At 67.1% G+C, this 18,376-nt stretch carries 14 protein-coding genes; 8 read left to right on the top strand and 6 right to left on the bottom strand.

The window, feature by feature from the left end; translation table 11 throughout:
- Nucleotides 1-13 precede the first annotated feature (13 nt).
- Nucleotides 14-763: a hypothetical protein gene (locus tag QGV54_RS18735; protein ID WP_281019125.1), complete on the bottom strand. Its 750-nt coding sequence runs from the start codon at nucleotides 761-763 to the stop codon at nucleotides 14-16.
- A gap of 408 nt (nucleotides 764-1,171) precedes the next feature.
- Here QGV54_RS18735 and dprA point away from each other — a divergent pair, with 408 nt between their 5' ends.
- From dprA to QGV54_RS18700, 7 genes are all read left to right on the top strand, one after another.
- Nucleotides 1,172-2,356 carry a DNA-processing protein DprA gene (gene dprA / locus QGV54_RS18730; RefSeq protein WP_281019126.1) on the top strand — a complete coding sequence of 395 codons (1,185 nt, stop codon included), beginning with the start codon at nucleotides 1,172-1,174 and terminating at the stop codon, nucleotides 2,354-2,356.
- Nucleotides 2,357-2,499: 143 nt separating this feature from the next.
- Nucleotides 2,500-5,118 (top strand): type I DNA topoisomerase, encoded by a 2,619-nt coding sequence (topA, locus tag QGV54_RS18725; RefSeq protein WP_281019127.1) that lies wholly within the window; start codon nucleotides 2,500-2,502, stop codon nucleotides 5,116-5,118.
- 31 nt (nucleotides 5,119-5,149) lie between these two features.
- Nucleotides 5,150-7,456, top strand: a complete 2,307-nt coding sequence (gene rnr, locus QGV54_RS18720) for a ribonuclease R (protein WP_281019128.1) — start codon at nucleotides 5,150-5,152, stop codon at nucleotides 7,454-7,456.
- Between the two features lie 144 nt (nucleotides 7,457-7,600).
- Nucleotides 7,601-9,187: an ABC transporter substrate-binding protein gene (locus QGV54_RS18715; RefSeq protein ID WP_281019129.1), complete on the top strand. Its 1,587-nt coding sequence runs from the start codon at nucleotides 7,601-7,603 to the stop codon at nucleotides 9,185-9,187.
- 16 nt (nucleotides 9,188-9,203) lie between these two features.
- Nucleotides 9,204-10,163, top strand: a complete 960-nt coding sequence (locus QGV54_RS18710) for an ABC transporter permease (RefSeq protein WP_348637644.1) — start codon at nucleotides 9,204-9,206, stop codon at nucleotides 10,161-10,163.
- Nucleotides 10,164-10,174: 11 nt separating this feature from the next.
- Nucleotides 10,175-11,005, top strand: coding sequence for an ABC transporter permease (locus QGV54_RS18705; RefSeq protein WP_281019131.1), 831 nt, complete (start codon nucleotides 10,175-10,177; stop codon nucleotides 11,003-11,005).
- Nucleotides 10,998-12,647 (top strand): ABC transporter ATP-binding protein, encoded by a 1,650-nt coding sequence (locus QGV54_RS18700; RefSeq protein WP_281019132.1) that lies wholly within the window; start codon nucleotides 10,998-11,000, stop codon nucleotides 12,645-12,647. Before QGV54_RS18705 ends, QGV54_RS18700 begins: the two co-directional genes overlap by 8 nt.
- 6 nt (nucleotides 12,648-12,653) lie before the next feature.
- On the opposite strand, the gene QGV54_RS18695 is transcribed toward QGV54_RS18700, so the two are convergent.
- Nucleotides 12,654-13,430, bottom strand: coding sequence for an SDR family oxidoreductase (locus QGV54_RS18695; RefSeq protein ID WP_281019133.1), 777 nt, complete (start codon nucleotides 13,428-13,430; stop codon nucleotides 12,654-12,656).
- Between the two features lie 123 nt (nucleotides 13,431-13,553).
- Here QGV54_RS18695 and QGV54_RS18690 point away from each other — a divergent pair, with 123 nt between their 5' ends.
- Nucleotides 13,554-14,459, top strand: a complete 906-nt coding sequence (locus tag QGV54_RS18690; RefSeq protein ID WP_281019134.1) for a LysR family transcriptional regulator — start codon at nucleotides 13,554-13,556, stop codon at nucleotides 14,457-14,459.
- Here the strand turns inward: QGV54_RS18690 and QGV54_RS18685 are convergent.
- The 4 genes from QGV54_RS18685 to QGV54_RS18670 form a co-directional block, all read right to left on the bottom strand.
- Nucleotides 14,453-15,400 carry a D-2-hydroxyacid dehydrogenase gene (locus tag QGV54_RS18685; RefSeq protein WP_281019135.1) on the bottom strand — a complete coding sequence of 316 codons (948 nt, stop codon included), beginning with the start codon at nucleotides 15,398-15,400 and terminating at the stop codon, nucleotides 14,453-14,455. The two genes, QGV54_RS18690 and QGV54_RS18685, sit on opposite strands and share 7 nt — an antisense overlap.
- On the bottom strand, nucleotides 15,400-17,145 hold the full coding sequence (locus QGV54_RS18680; RefSeq protein WP_281019136.1) for an amidohydrolase family protein: 1,746 nt from the start codon (nucleotides 17,143-17,145) through the stop codon (nucleotides 15,400-15,402). The genes QGV54_RS18685 and QGV54_RS18680 overlap by 1 nt, the downstream gene beginning before the upstream one ends.
- Before the next feature lie 95 nt (nucleotides 17,146-17,240).
- Complete coding sequence (locus QGV54_RS18675) at nucleotides 17,241-17,744, bottom strand: YbjN domain-containing protein (protein WP_281019137.1); 504 nt, start codon at nucleotides 17,742-17,744, stop codon at nucleotides 17,241-17,243.
- 132 nt (nucleotides 17,745-17,876) lie between these two features.
- Nucleotides 17,877-18,194, bottom strand: a complete 318-nt coding sequence (locus tag QGV54_RS18670) for an accessory factor UbiK family protein (RefSeq protein WP_281019138.1) — start codon at nucleotides 18,192-18,194, stop codon at nucleotides 17,877-17,879.
- Nucleotides 18,195-18,376: the final 182 nt, after the last annotated feature.

The raw sequence follows: 18,376 nt of genomic DNA, 5'->3' as shown, positions 1-18,376 counted from the left end.
GGGCCTGACCGGGTCAGTGGATTATCGCAGTCGGCGGCGTCAGCCGGGACCGGTCCAGCAGGGTCAGGGCCGCGCCTTCGATGGCATAGAGCACGTCACTGGCCAGAATCCGGTCGCACGGGCCGGTATCGGACATCAGCAGGGCCAGGCGATAGCCGTCGGGCCGCTTGCTGTCATGCTGGCGCACCTGTTCCCGCCGGAATGCGGGATCCGTGACCAGGGAGTCGAGGCCGTGAATGATGTCCAGCGTCGCCTCCAGCAGGCTGTTGTGCCGCGCCCGGCTGATCCCGCCTGCGGCGCGGACCGCATCCAGACCCAGGCCATAGGGCACGGTCAGCGTCTCCGGATAGGGATTGCTCGCCCTGCCGCCCGCGAGGTCGCTGCCCCAGTCGGTCACGGCTGCGGCCAGTCCGATCAGCAGCGACGGGGGCAGATCCGACGGCACGGCGGGCGCCTCCACGCCAGCCTGTGCCCGGGCCACCGCGTCAAGCACACAGACGATCTCGTTGGCGCGCAGCACGATGGGCAGCATGATGGTCACGAAGGCCTGCTGCCGTTCGGTCATGCGGCGGCTGCGGGAAATGTCTGTCGGCAGGGCGTCCGCAAAGCGGCGCGGTATCCGCAAGCCGGCACGGGTCGCATGATAGGGGTCATAGTCGAGTTCCTGCAGCGCCCGGCGGGTGGTTACGGGGCTGTAGGTCGCACCCCCGACCGAGACACCGAACTGGCCCAGGGGATGATCCTGCAAAGCTGTGAAGTACATGTCGTGTCCTTCCAAGAGACCTGCGTCCGAACCAGTCCCGTTCGTCTGCCGGCCGGGGGGCAGATCGACTGCCCGTCGCTGTCCATTGATCTGGGGGGCCGCACGTGACCGGTCAGCGTCGCGGCTGTGGCCGATCTGTGACCGATGGTCATCGGCGGCCTTTCCACCGGATCGGCCTGCCTGATGCGGCGCACGACGGGCTTCGGCACCCGTAACCGTTGCAAGGTCCCGGGTCGCGATCATTCGCTGTTCGATCTGATGCGGCTTCTCCATGTCCCCATGGTCGCCGATTGACCGTGGCATCGGTGTGAAACAGAAGAGGCAATATCAGGGCGGAGGAGCCGGTTTCGGCACCGCAGGCCGACAGGGGGGCTGGCACCGGCCCGGGGCGTCTGGCAGGATCACAGGATGAGCACGGCACCTGACATGCAACCAGGGGACGAGGCCACCGCGTTGCCGGAGGCGGAGCGGCTGGCGCGGCTGCGGCTGATCCGCAGCGAGAACATCGGCCCCGCCACCTTCCATGGCCTGCTGGCCCGCTACGGGTCCGCGATCCGGGCGCTGGAGGCCCTGCCGGAGATCGCGGCACGGGCGGGCCGGCGAAAGCTGCGGATCGCGCCCGCAGCCGATGCGGAGCGGGAATGGCAGGCATTGCGGCGGCTGGGCGGCAGTTTCCTGATCATCGGCGATCCGGACTATCCCGCCCCCCTTGCCGCCATCAGCCAGGCGCCACCGGTGCTGGCCACGGTCGGCAGGCGGGAACTTCTGGCGCGACCGATGCTGGGCGTGGTCGGCGCCCGCAATGCCTCCGCCAACGGAAGGACAATCTGCCGCCAGATCGTCGCGGCAGTGGGGGACGCCGGGATCGCGGTCGTCTCGGGACTGGCCCGCGGCATCGACGGGGAGGCGCATCGCGCCAGTCTGGCCACCGGAACCGTCGCGGTCGTCGCGGGCGGGATCGACATCTTCTACCCGCCGGAGAATCGCGAGCTCCAGGCCGCCATCGGGCAGCAGGGTCTGGTCATCGCGGAGGCACCGCTGGGCGCGGAGCCGATGGCGCGGCATTTTCCCCGGCGCAACCGGATCATCTCCGGCCTTTCGCTCGGCGTTCTGGTGATCGAGGCGCAGGTGCGCTCCGGCACCCTGATCACGGCCCGGCTGGCGGGGGAGCAGGGTCGGGAAGTGTTCGCGGTTCCCGGATTTCCCCTCGACCCCCGCGCCCGTGGTGCCAACCGGCTGCTGCGGGAGGGGGCGACCCTGGTCGAGACGGCGGATGACATCATCGAGCCACTGCTCACTGCGCACAGCCTCTCGGGCGCACGCGCCCCGGGCATGCCGGAGGGGCCGTCCCTCCGCTTCGCCCCCCATGGCGACGCGACAGACGGGATCGCCGGGGCCGACGATGTGTCAGACGGGATGGATCATGCCCGCGACAGCCTGCTGGCCGCCCTGTCCGCGGAGCCGTCGCCTGCGGATCACCTGATGCGCGCGGCTGACATCGCGGCCCCCGTCTTCCATGCCGCCATGCTGGAGTTGGAGATCGCCGGACGGGTCACCCGGCATGCGGGAAACAGGTTCTCCCTGGTTCTGTAAGTGGTCGTCATGAGTCACGTCAGGAGCGGGACGGACCCGATCCCGTGACCGCGGCCCCGTTGACAGGCTGAAACGCTTTGCCCATGTTCCAGCCGCCCGGGGTGACAGGCATTGCGCGTCACCCGAAGCCAAGCAGAGGTTCCATGGACGTCGTCGTCGTCGAGTCGCCTGCCAAGGCGAAAACCATCGGTAAGTATCTTGGCCCGGGCTATACCGTCCTGGCTTCGTTCGGCCATGTGCGTGACCTGCCGTCGAAGGACGGGTCGGTGCTGCCGGATGAGGATTTCGCCATGACCTATCAGGCGGACCCGAAGTCCGCCAAGCACCTTAAGGCCATCGCGGATGCCATGAAGGGTGCGGATCGCCTGATCCTGGCCACGGACCCGGACCGCGAGGGCGAGGCCATTTCCTGGCACGTGCTGGAGGCCCTGCGGGCCAAGCGCGCGGTGAAGAAGGACGTGGGTGTCGAGCGGGTGGTGTTCAACGAGATCACCAAGCGCGCCATCCTGGCCGCGATGAAGCAGCCGCGCGACATCGACATGGATCTGGTGAATGCGCAGCAGGCCCGCCGCGCCCTGGACTATCTGGTGGGTTTCACGCTCAGCCCCGTGCTCTGGCGCAAGCTGCCCGGTGCCCGTTCCGCCGGTCGCGTGCAGTCGGTTGCCCTGCGCCTGATCGTCGAGCGCGAGCTGGAGATCGAGAAGTTCGTGCCGCGCGAATACTGGTCCATCCGCGCCGTGTTCCGCACTGCGGACGGCGAGGAAGTCAGTGCCCGCCTGACCCAGATCGACGGCAGGAAGCTGGACAAGTTCGATATCGCCAACGAGAGCCAGGCGACCGAACTGGCCGCGCGCGCCGCGCAGGGCAGTTTCAGTGTTGCCGGGATCGAGACGCGTCAGACCCAGCGCCGCCCGCAGCCGCCCTTCATCACCTCGACCCTGCAGCAGGAAGCCGCCCGGAAGCTGGGATTCAGCGCCAAGCAGACCATGCAGGTGGCCCAGCGCCTCTACGAAGGCGCGGACATCGGCGGCGAGACGGTTGGCCTGATCACCTACATGCGGACCGACGGCGTGCAGCTTGCGGCAGAGGCGGTGAGCGCGATCCGCGACACGGTGCAGTCGACCTTCGGCAATGCCTTCCTGCCCGGCAGGCCCCGCGAATGGTCGACCAAGGCCAAGAACGCGCAGGAAGCGCATGAGGCCATTCGCCCGACCGATATCAGCCGCACCCCCGACGAGATGAAACGCGTGCTCTCGGCGGAGCAGCACCGGCTCTACGACCTGATCTGGAAGCGCACGGTCGCCAGCCAGATGGAAAATGCCCGTCTGGCCCAGACCGGCGTGGACATCACGGCGGAGAACGGACTGACGTTCCGCGCCAATGGCACGGTGGTCGAATTCCCCGGCTTCCTGAAACTCTACGAGGAAGGCCAGGACGACCGGTCCGACGATGATGATGAGAGCCGTCTGCCGAAGATGACGGAAGGCCAGCCGCTGGACCGGGAGAAGATCGAGCCGAAGCAGCACTTCACCGAGCCACCGCCGCGATTCTCCGAGGCCAGCCTGGTGAAGAAGCTGGAGGAACTGGGCATCGGCCGCCCGTCCACCTATGCCTCCATCCTGTCGGTGCTGCAGGAACGCGACTATGTCCGGCTGGACAAGAAACGCTTCATTCCCGACGACAAGGGTCGGCTGGTGACGGCGTTCCTGATCAATTTCTTCGAGCGCTACGTGCAGTTCGACTTCACGGCGACGCTGGAGGAGGAACTGGACGACATTTCCGCCGCCAAGATCGACTGGAAGGAAGTGCTGCGCCGGTTCTGGACCAATTTCCACGCCGCGGTCGAGGAGACCAAGGACCTGCGCATCGGCGAGGTTCTGGACGCCCTGAACGAATTCCTGGCGCCGTCGCTGTTCCCGCCGAAGGAAGACGGCAGCAATCCGCGCACCTGCCCGAAATGTGCCATCGGCGAGCTCAGCCTGCGGCTGGGCAAGTTCGGCGCGTTCCTCGGCTGCTCCAACTATCCCGACTGCAAGTTCACCCGCAAGCTCGGCGGCGACCCGTCGGATGTCGAGGCGCAGGCCGGTGAGGACCGGGAGATGGGCATCGACCCGGCGACGGGGGAGATGATCTGGCTGAAGCACGGTCCCTACGGTCCCTACCTGCAACTGGGCGAGCCGGTGGAGAAGGGGCAGAAGCCGAAACGTGTTTCCCTGCCGAAGGGACTGGAGCCGGATGCGGTCGACCTGCCGCTGGCGATCCAGCTGATCTCCCTGCCCCGCGAGGTCGGCAAGCATCCGGAGACCGGCAACCCGATCAATGCCGGACTGGGACGCTATGGCCCCTATGTGGAGCACGAGAAGAAGTACGGTCGGCTCAGCGACTGGCGCGAGGCGCTGGAGGTCGGTCTGAACCGGGCGGTGACGGTGCTGGCGGAAGCGAAGAACCGGGGCGGGCGCACCGCGGCAAAGCCGCTGAAGGTGCTGGGCGAGCACCCGGACGGCGGTGGCGAGGTCCAGGTGCTGGACGGGCGCTATGGCCCCTACGTCAAGCACGGCAAGATCAATGCGACGATCACCAAGGGGATCGAACCGACCGAGATCACCATGGATCAGGCCGTGCAGCTGATCGCCGAACGCGCCGCGAAGTCCGGCAAGAAGGCCCCGGCGAAGAAGAAGCCGGCGGCGAAGAAGCCTGCCGCGAAGAAGGCACCGGCAAGGAAGAAGGCCGCGCCGAAGAAGAAGGCGGAAGGAGACTCGTGATTTCTCCTCAGGCCGCTGGCCATGGGAACCCATGGTAAAGTCCGTTCCCCCGCATCTGCCCTCGAAGCAGGAAATCCGGCGTTTCATCGACGAATCCGGCGGCAGGGCAGGCAAGCGCGAGGTCGGCAAGGCCTTCGGCATCAAGGGCCAGGACCGGATCTGGCTGAAACGGCTGCTGAAGGAGATCACCGCCGACCGCGATGCGGAGGGTCTGCCGGGCCGCAAGGACCATCCCCCGCGGGAGCGGCGGGAGTCCGGCGGCAGGCAGCAGCGACTGCCCCCGGTCGGCGTCATCGAGGTCACGGAAGTCGATGACGACGGCGACCTGCTGTGCCGCCCGCTGAAGTGGGAATCCGATGCGCCGCCGCCACGGATCGAACTGGTGGAGAAGACGGTGCGCGGACCGGCGGCAAAGCCCGGCGACCAGTTCCTCGCCAGGCTGGGTCGTGACGGTCAGATCTACCAGGCGCGGGTGCTGCATCGGCTGGAGGTCACCGCACGGAAGATCTTCGGCGTGTTCCAGCAGGCCATGCCGCCGGGACGGGGCGGGCGGGTCCAGCCGACCGACCGGAAGCTGCGCCAGGAAATGATCATCGAGCCGGGCAATGACGGCGGCGCCACCAGTGGTGATCTGGTGATGGTCGAAACGCTGCCCGGACGCGCGCTCGGTCCCCGGCTCGGAAAGGTGGTGGAGGTTGTCGGCAGCTTCGACGACCCACGCGCCATTTCGCTGCTGGCGCTGCAGACCCACGAGATCCCGCGCGAGTTCTCGCCCGAGGCGCTGGGTGCGGCGGCGGAGGCCATGCCGGTCACCGACCTTGGCAAGCGGACGGACCTGCGGGAGACCCCGCTGGTCACCATCGACCCGCCTGACGCCCGCGACCATGATGATGCGATCCACGCGGTCGCCGACGACGACCCGGACAATCCCGGCGGCTATCGCCTGACCGTCGCCATTGCCGATGTCGCCTGGTACGTGCGTCCCGAGAGTGCGATCGACCGCGATGCACAGGCGCGCGGCGTCTCCGTCTATTTCCCCGATCGGGTCGCGCCGATGCTGCCGGAGCGGCTGTCGGCCGACCTCTGCTCCCTGATGCCGGGGGAAGACCGTCCGGTGATGGCGGTGGAGATGGTGATCGACGCCACGGGCCGGAAACGCCGCCACCGCTTCTTCCGCGCCATGATGCGCTCCGCCGCCAACATCGCCTATGCCGATGCGCAGGCGGCCATCGACGGTGACCCGCGCCCGGAGCTGGACGGCCTGCTGGACCCGGTGCTGAAACCGCTGTTCGCGGCATGGGCACTGCTGGACCAGGCGCGGCGGCGTCGGGGACCGCTGGAGCTCGACCTGCCGGAGCGCAAGGTGCTGCTGGGCGACGACGGCTACATCGCCGGGATCGTGCCGCAGGAACGGCTGGATGCGCACCGGGTGGTCGAGGAGTTCATGGTGCTGGCCAATGTCTGCGCGGCGGAAACGCTGGAGCGGCGCGGCAAGCCCTGCGTCTATCGCGTCCACGAACCCCCTGATCCGGAGCGGCTGCGCGGCCTGAAGGACTTCCTCGGCACGCTGGGGCTGTCGTTCAATGCCGGCGATGTGGTGAAGCCCGCCATGTTCAACCGCGCCCTGTCGAAGGTTGCGGGCCGGGAAACCGCACCCATGGTCAGCGAGGCGGTGCTGCGCGCCCAGACCGCCGCCTATTACGACACGGACAACCAGGGCCATTTCGGCCTGGCCCTGCGCCGCTACGCCCATTTCACCTCCCCCATCCGGCGCTATGCCGACCTGCTGGTGCACCGCGCGCTGATCGATGCCATGGGCGCAGGCGCGGGCGGGCTGGGCGACACCGATCCGGATACGGTGCAGCGGCTGGCGGAGCAGACGTCCACGTTCGAGCGCCGGGCGATGCTGGCGGAACGTGATGCGCTGGACCGCTTCACCGCCATCTTCCTGCAGGACCAGGTGGGGGGACAGTTCGCGGCCCGGATCAGCGGCATCACCCGTTTCGGCATGTTCGTGGCCCTGGCCGAGACCGGAGCATCCGGCATCATCCCCATGCGCAGCCTCAGCAGTGACTTCTTCGACTTCGACGAGGCGGCGATGCAGCTCGTCGGACGCCGCACAGGCAAGGTCTGGCAGTTGGGTGAGCGCGTCACCGTGCGCCTGAAGGAGGCCTCGCCCGTCACCGGCGGTCTCGCGTTCGAGATCATCGATCCGAAGGGGGACAGCGCCAGCGGCGGTGGTGGCAAGGGCAGCCTGAAGGGGCCTGGTCGCGGCAACCTGAAGCCGCATCGGCCACCCCCGGGCCAGAAGCGCGGCAAGCCCAAGAAGCGGCGCTGAACCCCAGAACCGTCAGAAATCTGTCCAGAAGCGTCACTATGAACGGGAGGGCGGCAACAAGGTTGCCCCCTGAAACATCGCGCCGCATGATGCAGCCACAGGGAATTCGACAGCACCAACGTGCGTCAACGAGGGAGAACTGGCATGTCAGACGAACTGAAGTATCTGAGCGATCGCGTGGTGCGTGGCCTCATGGACCGTCGCGCCTTCATGGGACGCGCCGCGGCACTGGGTGCCGGCGCGACGCTCGCGGGCTCCATGCTGTCCAGCGCGGCCTTTGCCGCCGGACCGCAGAAAGGCGGCATCCTGAAGGCCGGCATGGTCGGCGGCGAGTCCACCAACAGCCTCGACCCCGCGACCTTTGCCAGCCAGGTGCCCTTCGCATTCGGTCACTCCTGGGGTGACACGCTGGTCGAGACCTCGCCCACCGGTGGTGTCGTCAATCGTCTGGCGGAGGAGATCAGCGCGACGGCAGACGCACGGGTCTGGACGTTCAAGATCCGCTCCGGCGTGACCTTCCACAACGGCAAGACCCTGACCGCCGCCGACGTGGTCGCGACCCTGCAGCGCCATTCGGGTGAGGAAACCAAGTCCGGCGCGCTGGGCATCATGCGCGGCATCGAGACCATCAGCCAGGACGGCAACAACGTCGTCGTGGCCCTGAAGAACCCGAACGCCGACCTGCCCTATCTGATGGCCGACTATCATCTGATCATCCAGCCGAACGGCGGCATGGATGCACCGGATGCCGGCATCGGCACCGGCCCCTACAAGGTCGTGGTGAACGAGCCCGGCGTGCGTTACGTCGGTGAGCGCTTCGCGGACTACTGGGATGCGCCGAACCGCGGCCATGCGGATCAGATCGAGATCATCGTCATCAATGACGCCACGGCCCGCACAGCGGCGCTGCAGGGCGGCCAGGTGCACATAATCAACCGCGTCGAACCGAAGATCGTCGATCTGGTGAAGCGGGTGCCGGGCGTCACGATCCAGAACGTCGGCGGTCGCGGCCACTATGTCTTCATCATGCATTGCAACACCGCGCCGTTCGACAACAACGACCTGCGGCTGGCGCTGAAGTACGCCATGGACCGGGGGCAGATGGTCGACAAGATCCTGCGCGGCTATGGCTCCATCGGCAACGACATGCCGATCAATGCCGCCTATCCGCTGTTCGACGAAGGGATCGAGCAGCGCACCTATGACCCGGACAAGGCGAAGTTCCACTTCAAGAAGTCCGGCCATGACGGACCGGTGCTGCTGCGCACGTCCGACGTGGCCTTCCCCGGTGCGGTGGATGCCTCCCAGCTGTTCCAGGAAAGCTGCCAGAAGGCCGGTATCACGCTGGAAATCAAGCGGGAGCCGGGTGACGGCTACTGGTCGGAAGTCTGGAACAAGCAGCCGTTCTGCACGTCCTACTGGGGCGGCCGTCCGACGCAGGACCAGATGTATTCCACCGCCTATCTGTCGAGCGCGGACTGGAACGACACCCGCTTCTTCAACGAACGCTTCGACAAGCTGCTGCTGGAAGCGCGGGCCGAGCTGGATCTGGCGAAGCGCAAGGAGCTCTATTCGGCCATGGGCACGATCGTCCGTGACGAGGGCGGCCTGATCACGCCGATGTTCAACGACTTCATCGACGCGGTTTCCGACAAGGTCGGTGGCTACAAGGTGGATCCGGGTGCGGAGCTGATGAACGGCATGGCGCTGTCCAAGACCTGGTTGGCCTGATCGGACGGGCAGTCCGGTGAGTCCCGCCATCGTGAAGTTGATTGCCCAGCGCCTGGCGCTGGGCATTCTCCTGCTTCTCGCGGTTTCGGTCCTGATCTTCGTTGGAACGGAACTGCTGCCCGGCGACGTGGCACAGGCGATCCTGGGCCAGACGGCCACACCGGAGGCCCTGGCCAACCTGCGGGCGGAACTGGGGCTGAACGATCCGTCCTATGTCCGTTACTTCGACTGGCTCGGTGGCGTTCTGACCGGCGATCTGGGTACAGCCCTGTCGAACGGCCAGAACATTTCCGAGGCACTGGGCAAGCGGCTGTCCAACACGCTGTTCCTGGCCATGTGGGCGGCCATCATCTCCGTCCCCATCGCCATCCTGCTGGGACTGGTGGCGGTGCAGCACCGCAACGGCTTCATCGACAAGCTGATCTCGGCGACGACGCTGACCTCCATCTCCCTGCCCGAATTCTTCATCGGCTACCTGCTGGTCTATTTCATCGCCGTGGAACTGCAGTGGTTCCCCAGCGTCTCCACCGTCTATGACGGCATGGGATTCGCCGACCGCATGTCGGCGATTGCCCTGCCCTGCGCGACGCTGACCCTGGTGGTGCTGGCGCACATGATGCGCATGACCCGCGCAGCGATCCTGAACGTCATGCAGTCGGCCTACATCGAGACAGCGGAACTGAAGGGGCTGAGTCCGTTCCGGATCATCCTCCGCCACGCCTTCCCCAATGCCATCGCGCCCATCGTCAACGTGGTGATGCTCAACCTCGCCTTCCTGGTGGTCGGCGTCGTGGTGGTGGAGGTGATCTTCGTCTATCCCGGCATGGGCCAGTATCTGGTGGATCACGTGTCGAAGCGTGACATCCCGGTGGTGCAGGCCTGCGGCATGATCTTCGCCGCCGTCTATATCTCGCTCAACATCGTCGCAGACATTGTCGCCATCATCGCCAATCCGCGCCTGCGACATCCGAAGTAGGGGCGGGACGCATGCTTGAACTCAGAACCATACCCTGGAGCGCCCGCATCGGACTGGTGCTGACCTTCACCTTCGTCTTCGTCGCGGTATTCGCGGACCTTGTGGCCCCCTATTCCAATACCGAGGTGGTGGGCGATGTCTGGGAGCCGGTGTTCGGCGAACACATCCTCGGCACGGACAATCTGGGGCGAGATCTGCTGTCGCGCATGATCTACGGCGCGCGCACCACCATCTTCGTGGCCGCCATGGCGACGGCACTGTCCTTCTCGCTCGGCTCCATCCTGGGATTCACCGCCGCCGTCATCGGCGGCATCGTCGATCAGGCCATGTCCCGTGCGGTGGATCTGCTGATGGCGATCCCGACGCTGATCTTCGCGCTGGTGGTGCTCTCGGTGCTGCCCGGCACCCTGATCGTGCTGATCCTGGTCATGGGTATACTGGACTCGACCCGCGTCTATCGTCTGGCGCGCGCCGTGGCTGTGGACATCACGGTCATGGACTTCGTCGAGGCCGCGCGGCTGCGTGGGGAGGGGCGGATCTGGATCATTTTCCGGGAGATCCTGCCCAATGCCCTGTCGCCGCTTGTGGCCGAACTCGGCCTGCGTTTCATCTTCGCGGTGCTGTTCCTGTCGGCCCTGTCATTCCTCGGCCTTGGCGTGCAGCCACCGGACGCGGACTGGGGCGGCATGGTGAAGGAGAACAAGGAAGGCATTGTCTTCGGCATTCCGGCAGCCCTGATCCCCGCCGCCGCCATCGCCGCACTCGCCATCTCCGTCAATCTGGTGGCCGACTGGGTGCTGAACCGCACCACGGACCTGAAGGGGGGCCGCGGCAATGGCTGATCCGGCTGACGAGACCCTGCTCGACATCCGCAACCTGCGGATCGAGGCGACAGTCTACCCGCCGGGCGAGGACCCGCATGACATCACCATCGTCGATGATGTCTCACTGACCCTGGGACGCGGTCGCGTGCTGGGCCTGATCGGGGAGTCCGGGGCCGGCAAGTCCACCATCGGCCTCTCCTCCATGGGCTATGGCCGGGGCGGCGTGCGCATCACCGGCGGTCAGGTGCTGCTGAACGGGCGAGACATTCTGAAGGGCGGCATGGCCGGACTGCGCGGCGTACGCGGGCGGGAGGTCTGCTATGTGGCCCAGTCCGCCGCCGCCGCCTTCAACCCGGCCCACAGGCTGATGGACCAGGTGACGGAGGCGGCGCTGAAACATGGCAGCGCCGACCGCCAGACTGTCCAGGCCCGCGCCATCGACCTGTTCGGACAGCTCGGCCTGCCGGACCCGGAGAACATCGGGCAGCGCTATCCGCACCAGGTCTCGGGCGGGCAGTTGCAGCGCGTGATGACGGCCATGGCGCTCGCCTCCGGACCCGACCTGATCGTGTTCGACGAACCCACCACCGCACTGGACGTGACCACCCAGATCGACGTTCTCGCCGCGATCAAGCTGGCGATCCGCAAGACCGGCGTCGCCGCGCTCTACATCTCCCATGATCTGGCCGTTGTCGCCCAGGTCTCCGACGAGATGATGGTGCTGCAGGGCGGCAAGCTGGTGGAGCATGGGGAGACCCGGCAGGTGATCGAGGCCCCGCGGGAGGAATATACCCGGGCACTGGTCTCCGTCCGCTCCATCCGGCACGAGGAAAAGCCGCCGTCGCCCGAACCGGTGCTGACCATCCGGGGCGTCACGGCGGCCTATCCGGGCACCGGTGTGGACGTGCTGCGCGACATCAATGTCGAGGTACATCCGGGCCAGACCCTGGCCGTGGTCGGCGAATCAGGTTCCGGCAAGTCAACGCTGGCGCGGGTCATCACCGGCCTGTTGCCGCCGCGGGCGGGCGAGGTGCAGTTCGCCGGACGCACCCTGTCGGCAGCGATGGAGAAGCGCAGCCGCGACGACCTGCGGGAACTGCAGATGATCTACCAGATGGCCGACGTGGCGATGAACCCGCGCCAGACCGTCCGCACCATCATCGGTCGCCCGCTGGAGTTCTACTTCGGCCTGCGCGGCAAGGAGAAGGAGCGCCGCATCGCGGAGCTGCTGGACGAGATCGAGATGGGCGAAGGCTTCATCGACCGCTATCCGGCGGAACTGTCGGGCGGCCAGAAGCAGCGCGTCTGCATCGCCCGCGCGCTGGCGGCCAAGCCCAACCTGATCATCTGCGACGAGGTGACGAGCGCCCTCGACCCACTGGTAGCCGACGGCATCCTGAAACTGCTGTTGAAGCTGCAGGCGGAAGAGCATGTGGCGTTCCTGTTCATCACCCACGATCTGGCCACCGTCCGCGCCATCGCCGATTCCATCGCCGTGATGTACCAGGGCGAGGTCGTGCGCTACGGCCCGAAGTCGGAGGTGCTCTCACCCCCCTTCGACGCCTATACCGACCTGCTGCTGTCGTCCGTGCCGGAAATGAAGCTCGGCTGGCTGGAAGAGGTCATCGAACACCGCCGCATGGAGAGCGCGGGCAACTGACCGTCCCTAGCTGCCGCCATCCAGCGGCAGGCCCAGCGCCTTGCGGGCGGCATCATCGCGCAGCCTGAAATCGGTTCCTTCCCATGCCGAGCCGCCGTCGCCACAGAGATGGACAGCGGCCCGGGCCACCCACTCGGGTGGAATGTGCACGTTCGGGTCGAGCTGGCTGACCGGATTGACACCGGAGGCCTTGATGGCGACCTGCATCTCCGTCGCCACGGTGCCGGGGCTGAGCCCGACCACGCGGATACCCTGCGGGCCAAATTCCTTCGCGGCACAGGCCGTCAGCGACAGCACCCCCGCCTTGCTGGCGCAATAGTGGCTCCAGCCCTCCAGCGCGCTGGTGGCGGCGCCGGAACTGATGTTGATCACCGTGCCCCCGCCGGCGGCGAGCATGGCGGGGATCGCCGCGCGCAGGCCGTGATAGGCACCCTTCAGATTGATATCGATGGCCTGGCCCCATGCCGCCGGATCGCTGTCGGCCAGCCGGGCGATGGGTTCGATGACCCCGGCATTGTTGATCAGCGCATCCAGCGCGCCGAATCGCGCCACGGCCTGCGAGACGGCACCCTCCACGTCCGCCCAGACGCTGACGTCACCACCGATCGCCAGCGCCTGACCGCCATCTGCCTCGATCTCCGCCGCAAGCGCCTCCAGCGACGTCGCGCTGCGCGCCAGCAGGACCACGCTCGCCCCCTCCGCCGCAAAGCCGCGGGCCATCGCGGCACCGATGCCACGGCTCGCGCCTGTGATCAGGACGGTCCTGTTCTTCATGCTGGTCATCATGGTTTCTCCGATCTGTGGGCAGGTGCAGTCTGACATGACCTGGTTCCCGAGCTTGATATTTGATGATCATCCGGGGATAAAGAGCTTGCTACACACATGAATGATGCGAATTCTGCATCAATGGACACACGACTGCTGACTGCTTTCCTGCAGGTCGTGCGCAGCGGCAGCTTCACGGCGGCTGCGCGCGAACTGGATCAGGACCCGTCTTCGGTATCGCGCTCGGTTGCCGCGCTGGAGGCAGAGATCGGGACAAGGCTGTTTCAGCGCAGCACGCGCCGCATCGCCCTGACGGATGCCGGACGCCGCTACGCCGACCGGGTCGAGCCGGTCCTCGCGGAGCTGGCCCAGGCGCGGGAGGAAGCCGCCACCGGCAACGCCGAACCGGAGGGGCCGCTGCGTCTCGGGGCCTCGGTCGCATTCGGGCAAGCCTGTATCGTTCCCCTGTTGCCGGAAATCAGGGCACGGTTTCCGGGGATCGAGCTTGACCTGAGCCTGACGGACAGCAACAGCGATCTCGTCGCCGAGCAGATCGATCTGGCGGTCCGGCTCGCCCCCGAGGTCAGGGGCGACATGGTCGTCACGCGGCTGATGCCAACCCGGTATCATGCCTGCGCCAGCCCGGACCACCTGCGCCGTCTGCCGGTCCCGGCCCGACCGGAGGGGCTGACCGAACATCCCTGCCTCTGTTTCGACCTGCCGGACTATCGCGCCACCTGGCGGTTCCGCAGCCCGGGCGGCGAGGAGGCGCAGGTGACGATCCAGCCCGCCATGACCATCTCCAGCGCGCTGGCGCTGCATGCGGCGACCCGGCTGGGGCTCGGGGTGGCGCTGCTGCCCGACTGGCTGATCGGCGACGATCTGGCGACTGGCCGGCTGACCGACCTGTGGCCGGACCGCCTGGCCACGGCCACCAGCTTCGACACGGCTGCCTGGCTGGTCTATCCCAGCCGCAGCTTCCTGCCCCGGCGCACGCGGGTCATGATCGACTTCCTGAAGGAGCGGCTGGGACGAGCGGATCAGTAGCCCCGGCCGGGATCCCTGACGTGGGTCTTCATCGGTTCCCCGGCCTCGAAGGCCCGGACGTTCTCCGCGAACAGGCGACTGATGCCGCCCATGTAGTCGGGGAAGCCGCCCGCGACATGCGGGGTGATGATCAGGTTCGGCGCGGTCCAGAGCGGGTTGTCGGACGGCAGCGGTTCCTGCTCGAACACATCCAGCGCGGCACCGGACAGGTGCCCCTCCTCCAGCAGGCGGATCAGGGCGGGTTCATCCACCAGACCGCCGCGACCGAGATTGATCAGGCTGGCACCGGGTTTCATGCGGCGCATCATCGGCTCGTCCAGCACATAGCGGGTCTCTTCGGTCAGCGGCAGGATGCAGACGACCACATCCGACTCGGCCACGATCTCCGCCGTGCGGTCCGCGCCGACCACTTTGTCGACGCCCGGTACGTCGCGCGGCTGGCGCTGCGTGCCGATCACCCGCATCCCCAGCGCCCCGGCCTTTTGCGCGAAGGATTCGCCGATCCGGCCCAGCCCCAGGATGCCGATGGTGGACCCCGCCGCCGTACCGGGCATGAACTGACGCCAGGTCGATGCGCGGTGGCCCGTGTTGGCCCAGTCCAGGCGCTTGATCAGCATCAGGGTCAGGGTCAGGGCGAATTCCCCCATTGTCCCCGCCGCCAGCCCCGCCGCGTTGCAGACAACGGTTTCCTTGCGCAACCCGTCCAGCGGCATCAGGTGGTCGATCCCGGCCCCGAAGCTCTGCAGCAGGCGCAGCTTGCCCGCCTTCGCCCAGTGGCCGCGCGGCGGTTTCAGCGCCATCAGGAACTCCGCCTCCGGCAGACCGGCGACGAAGGCGGCATCATCGTCCAGACGGATGATCTCGGCGCCGGGGAAGTTCTCCGCCAGCGGTCCGACGACCCGGTCGTTGAACTTGGAGAAGACGTGGATCCGATCCGGCATCAGGAGGCTACCTTCAGGTCGGAGGGCTTGGCCGTGCCACCGCGCAACAACCTGCCCGGAAGGGCATCCGTCGCATTGCCTTCGCGGCGGATGATCTGGCCGGAGACGATGGTGGCGTCATAGCCGCTGGCGCGCTGCATCAGCCGCCGCCCGCCCGCGGGCAGGTCGTAGAGCACTTCCGGCGCGTGCAGGGTCAGGTTGGCATAGTCGATGACGTTGAGATCGGCCTTCATGCCCGGCGCCACCAGCCCGCGGTCGAACAGGCCCACGGCCTCCGCCGTGTCGCGGCACTGGGCCTTCACCACCCATTCCAGCGGCAGCTTCGGCCCCCGCGTGCGGTCGCGGGTCCAGAGCGTCAGCATCGAGGTCGGGAAGCTGCCGTCGCAGATCAGCCCGACATGCGCGCCGCCATCCCCCAGTCCGGGAATGGTATGGGCATCGGTCAGCATCCGGTAGCTCGGGTCCAGGTCATATCCGGCATAGTTCAGGAACGGCACATAGACCATGCCCCGACCGTCCTTGGCCGAAAGGGCCTCCCAGACCAGCAACTGCGGCGGCACACCGCGCGCACGGGCGCGGGCACCCAGGCTGTCGCCCACCTCCGGTTCGTAGTTCGGCGCGTCGCCCAGCACGAACATGTTGTCGAAATCGGCCAGCACGTGGCGGGCGAAACCCTTCGCCGCCTCCGGCCCCTCCGCCAGCAGCCGGTCGCGCATCGCCGGGTCGGTGGCGGCCTTCAGCCGCTCCGCCACCGGCAGATCGGCAATCGCCTTCCAGGACGGATAGTCGGAGAAGGGGTTCATGGTCAGCTCGAAGCCCAGCAGGATCCCGACCGGGCGGCCACAGACCTGGGCGCGCATGGGCAGCCCCTCCTGCTCCGCCGCGCGACCGATCAGGTCCAGCGTGTCACGCCAGGCATTGGGCCAGCGCGGGTTCTGGGCGACGGAGATCGACATGGGGCGGCCCGATTCCCGCACCATGCGCCTGAAGATGGCGAACTCCTCCTCCTGGTGCTTCAGGTCGGAGACCATCTGCAGCACACCGCGTCCCGCCGCGCCGAGCCCGTTGGCGATGCCGACCAGCTCGTCGGCTTCGGCATTCACGGTCGGCGTCGGCTGGCCGTCACTGGTGCGGTGGTTCAGGGTACGGGAGGTGGAGAACCCCAGCGCCCCGGCCTCGACCCCCTGCCGCGCCAGTCGCGCCATCTCGGCGATATCCTCGGCCGTTGCCGGTTCCCGGTTGGCGCCGCGCTCGCCCATCACATAGACCCGCAGCGCGCCATGCGGCACCTGGGCGCCGAAATCAATGTCGTGCGGCACGGCTTCGAGGGCGTTCAGATAGTCGGGAAAGCTCTCCCAGTTCCAGTCCAGCCCCTCCGCCAGCACCGCGCCGGGAATGTCCTCGACGCCTTCCATCAGCCGGATCAGCCGGTCGTGGTCCTCCACCCGGCAGGGCGCGAAACCGACACCGCAATTGCCCATCAGCACGGTGGTGACGCCATGCAGGGAGGATGGGGTCAGATGCTGGTCCCAGCTCGCCTGACCATCATAGTGGGTGTGAATGTCGACGAAGCCCGGGGTGACGATACGGTCACGGGCGTCGATCTCTTCCCGACCGGAACCGGTGACGGTGCCGACCTGGGTAATGCGTCCGTCGCTGACGGCCACATCGGCCTGCCGTGGTTCGCTGCCGGTGCCGTCAACCAGAGTGCCGCCGCGCAGCACCAGATCATGTTCGTTCGCCATGTCGCTCGCCTCCCCGAAATGCCGGACCATTGATCCGTGCCGGGGGACGCTGCGTCAAGTGCCGAGGGTGCAGGCCAGAGACCCGATCAACCCGATCAGGCTTCGCCGACGCACTCCATCAGGGCTGCATCCACGGCCTCCTGCGCGCTCTTGCCCCCCCAGAGGACAAGCTGCACTGCCGGGTAGAAGCGTTCGCACTCGGAGAAGGCGATCTCGAACAGCATCTCCAGCGGGTCCAGCTCCAGATCGGCGTCGCGGCCCAGCAGCAGGGTATGGCGGAACAGCAGCAACTGCTCGTCCGCCCACAGGTCGAAATGGCCGACACTCATCTTCTCGTTGGCCAGCACCAGCAGGGCATGCAGCTCCGCATGCTTGCCCGCGGGGAACTTGTTGCCGAAGACGCAGGCGAAATGCAGCCCGCCGATCTCCGGCCGCCAGGAAACCCAGACGTTGAAGTCACACCACTTGCCGGTCACGACCACCGCAAGCTCGTCCTCGCCGGTGCGTTCCGATGCCCATTCGTTGGCATCGATGAACGCTTCGACGAAATCGAGCGGATTGGTGACAGTGGGGTCGGCGAGTTCGATCATCATGCCCATGGCGACCGTCCTCCGATCCGTGACCGGGATGAGCCCGTCATCCAACGGTCACATGTTGTGCGCGCAGCGAATCAACGCGCTAGATAGAGGCTACGGAGTGCCAGGAGTCCCCGTCAAGCGGGGAAAGCCGGATCAGGCTTCGGGGGCGGACTTTTTTGCGGCGGCGGGTGACTTGCGGCGCGGCGCGGGCTTTGCCTTCTTCAGGGCGGCGAGTTCCGTCTTCAGATCAGCCAGCTCTGCCGCCAGCCGCTCGTTCTCCAGCCGGGCCTCTGCCGCCATCTCGCGCACGGTCTCGAAGCTTTCCCGGTCCACCAGGTCCATGTCGGCCAGGATCCGCTCCAGCCGTGTGCGGACAAGCCCCTCCATCTCGTCGCGCGCGCCCTGGAAGGTGCCGGCGGCGGATGTCATCAGGCGGGACAGGTCGTCGAACAGCGGATTGCGGGTCTGCATCGGTGCCTCCTGTGGTTACCGAACCCCAGACATGGCATCGACCCGCGCCCTGAACCAGTGAGCGGATTGTCGCCCTTCCCCTCCGTGCACCATCCGCGTTGCGTGAAATGCACCGGCGCATTTCACGCATTCAGCAGGCCGTTCCACGCAAGGCAACTTTCCCTGACCGTCCTTCGCGCCAG

This window comes from Minwuia sp. IMCC3060 (genome assembly GCF_029909435.1).
Classification (GTDB): domain Bacteria; phylum Pseudomonadota; class Alphaproteobacteria; order Minwuiales; family Minwuiaceae; genus Minwuia.
The sequence above is the reverse complement of the archived record's forward strand: the minus strand, read 5'-3'. Positions and strand labels throughout refer to the sequence as shown.

Coding starts and splice junctions, on each gene's coding strand:
- QGV54_RS18700 (WP_281019132.1), top strand. CDS start 10,998: ATGGCTGATCCGGCTGACGAGACCCTGCTCGACATCCGCAACCTGCGG.
- QGV54_RS18675 (WP_281019137.1), bottom strand. CDS start 17,744: ATGGGCATGATGATCGAACTCGCCGACCCCACTGTCACCAATCCGCTC.
- topA (WP_281019127.1), top strand. CDS start 2,500: ATGGACGTCGTCGTCGTCGAGTCGCCTGCCAAGGCGAAAACCATCGGT.
- dprA (WP_281019126.1), top strand. CDS start 1,172: ATGAGCACGGCACCTGACATGCAACCAGGGGACGAGGCCACCGCGTTG.
- QGV54_RS18705 (WP_281019131.1), top strand. CDS start 10,175: ATGCTTGAACTCAGAACCATACCCTGGAGCGCCCGCATCGGACTGGTG.
- QGV54_RS18735 (WP_281019125.1), bottom strand. CDS start 763: ATGTACTTCACAGCTTTGCAGGATCATCCCCTGGGCCAGTTCGGTGTC.
- rnr (WP_281019128.1), top strand. CDS start 5,150: ATGGTAAAGTCCGTTCCCCCGCATCTGCCCTCGAAGCAGGAAATCCGG.
- QGV54_RS18670 (WP_281019138.1), bottom strand. CDS start 18,194: ATGCAGACCCGCAATCCGCTGTTCGACGACCTGTCCCGCCTGATGACA.
- QGV54_RS18685 (WP_281019135.1), bottom strand. CDS start 15,400: ATGCCGGATCGGATCCACGTCTTCTCCAAGTTCAACGACCGGGTCGTC.
- QGV54_RS18715 (WP_281019129.1), top strand. CDS start 7,601: ATGTCAGACGAACTGAAGTATCTGAGCGATCGCGTGGTGCGTGGCCTC.
- QGV54_RS18680 (WP_281019136.1), bottom strand. CDS start 17,145: ATGGCGAACGAACATGATCTGGTGCTGCGCGGCGGCACTCTGGTTGAC.
- QGV54_RS18695 (WP_281019133.1), bottom strand. CDS start 13,430: ATGACCAGCATGAAGAACAGGACCGTCCTGATCACAGGCGCGAGCCGT.
- QGV54_RS18690 (WP_281019134.1), top strand. CDS start 13,554: ATGGACACACGACTGCTGACTGCTTTCCTGCAGGTCGTGCGCAGCGGC.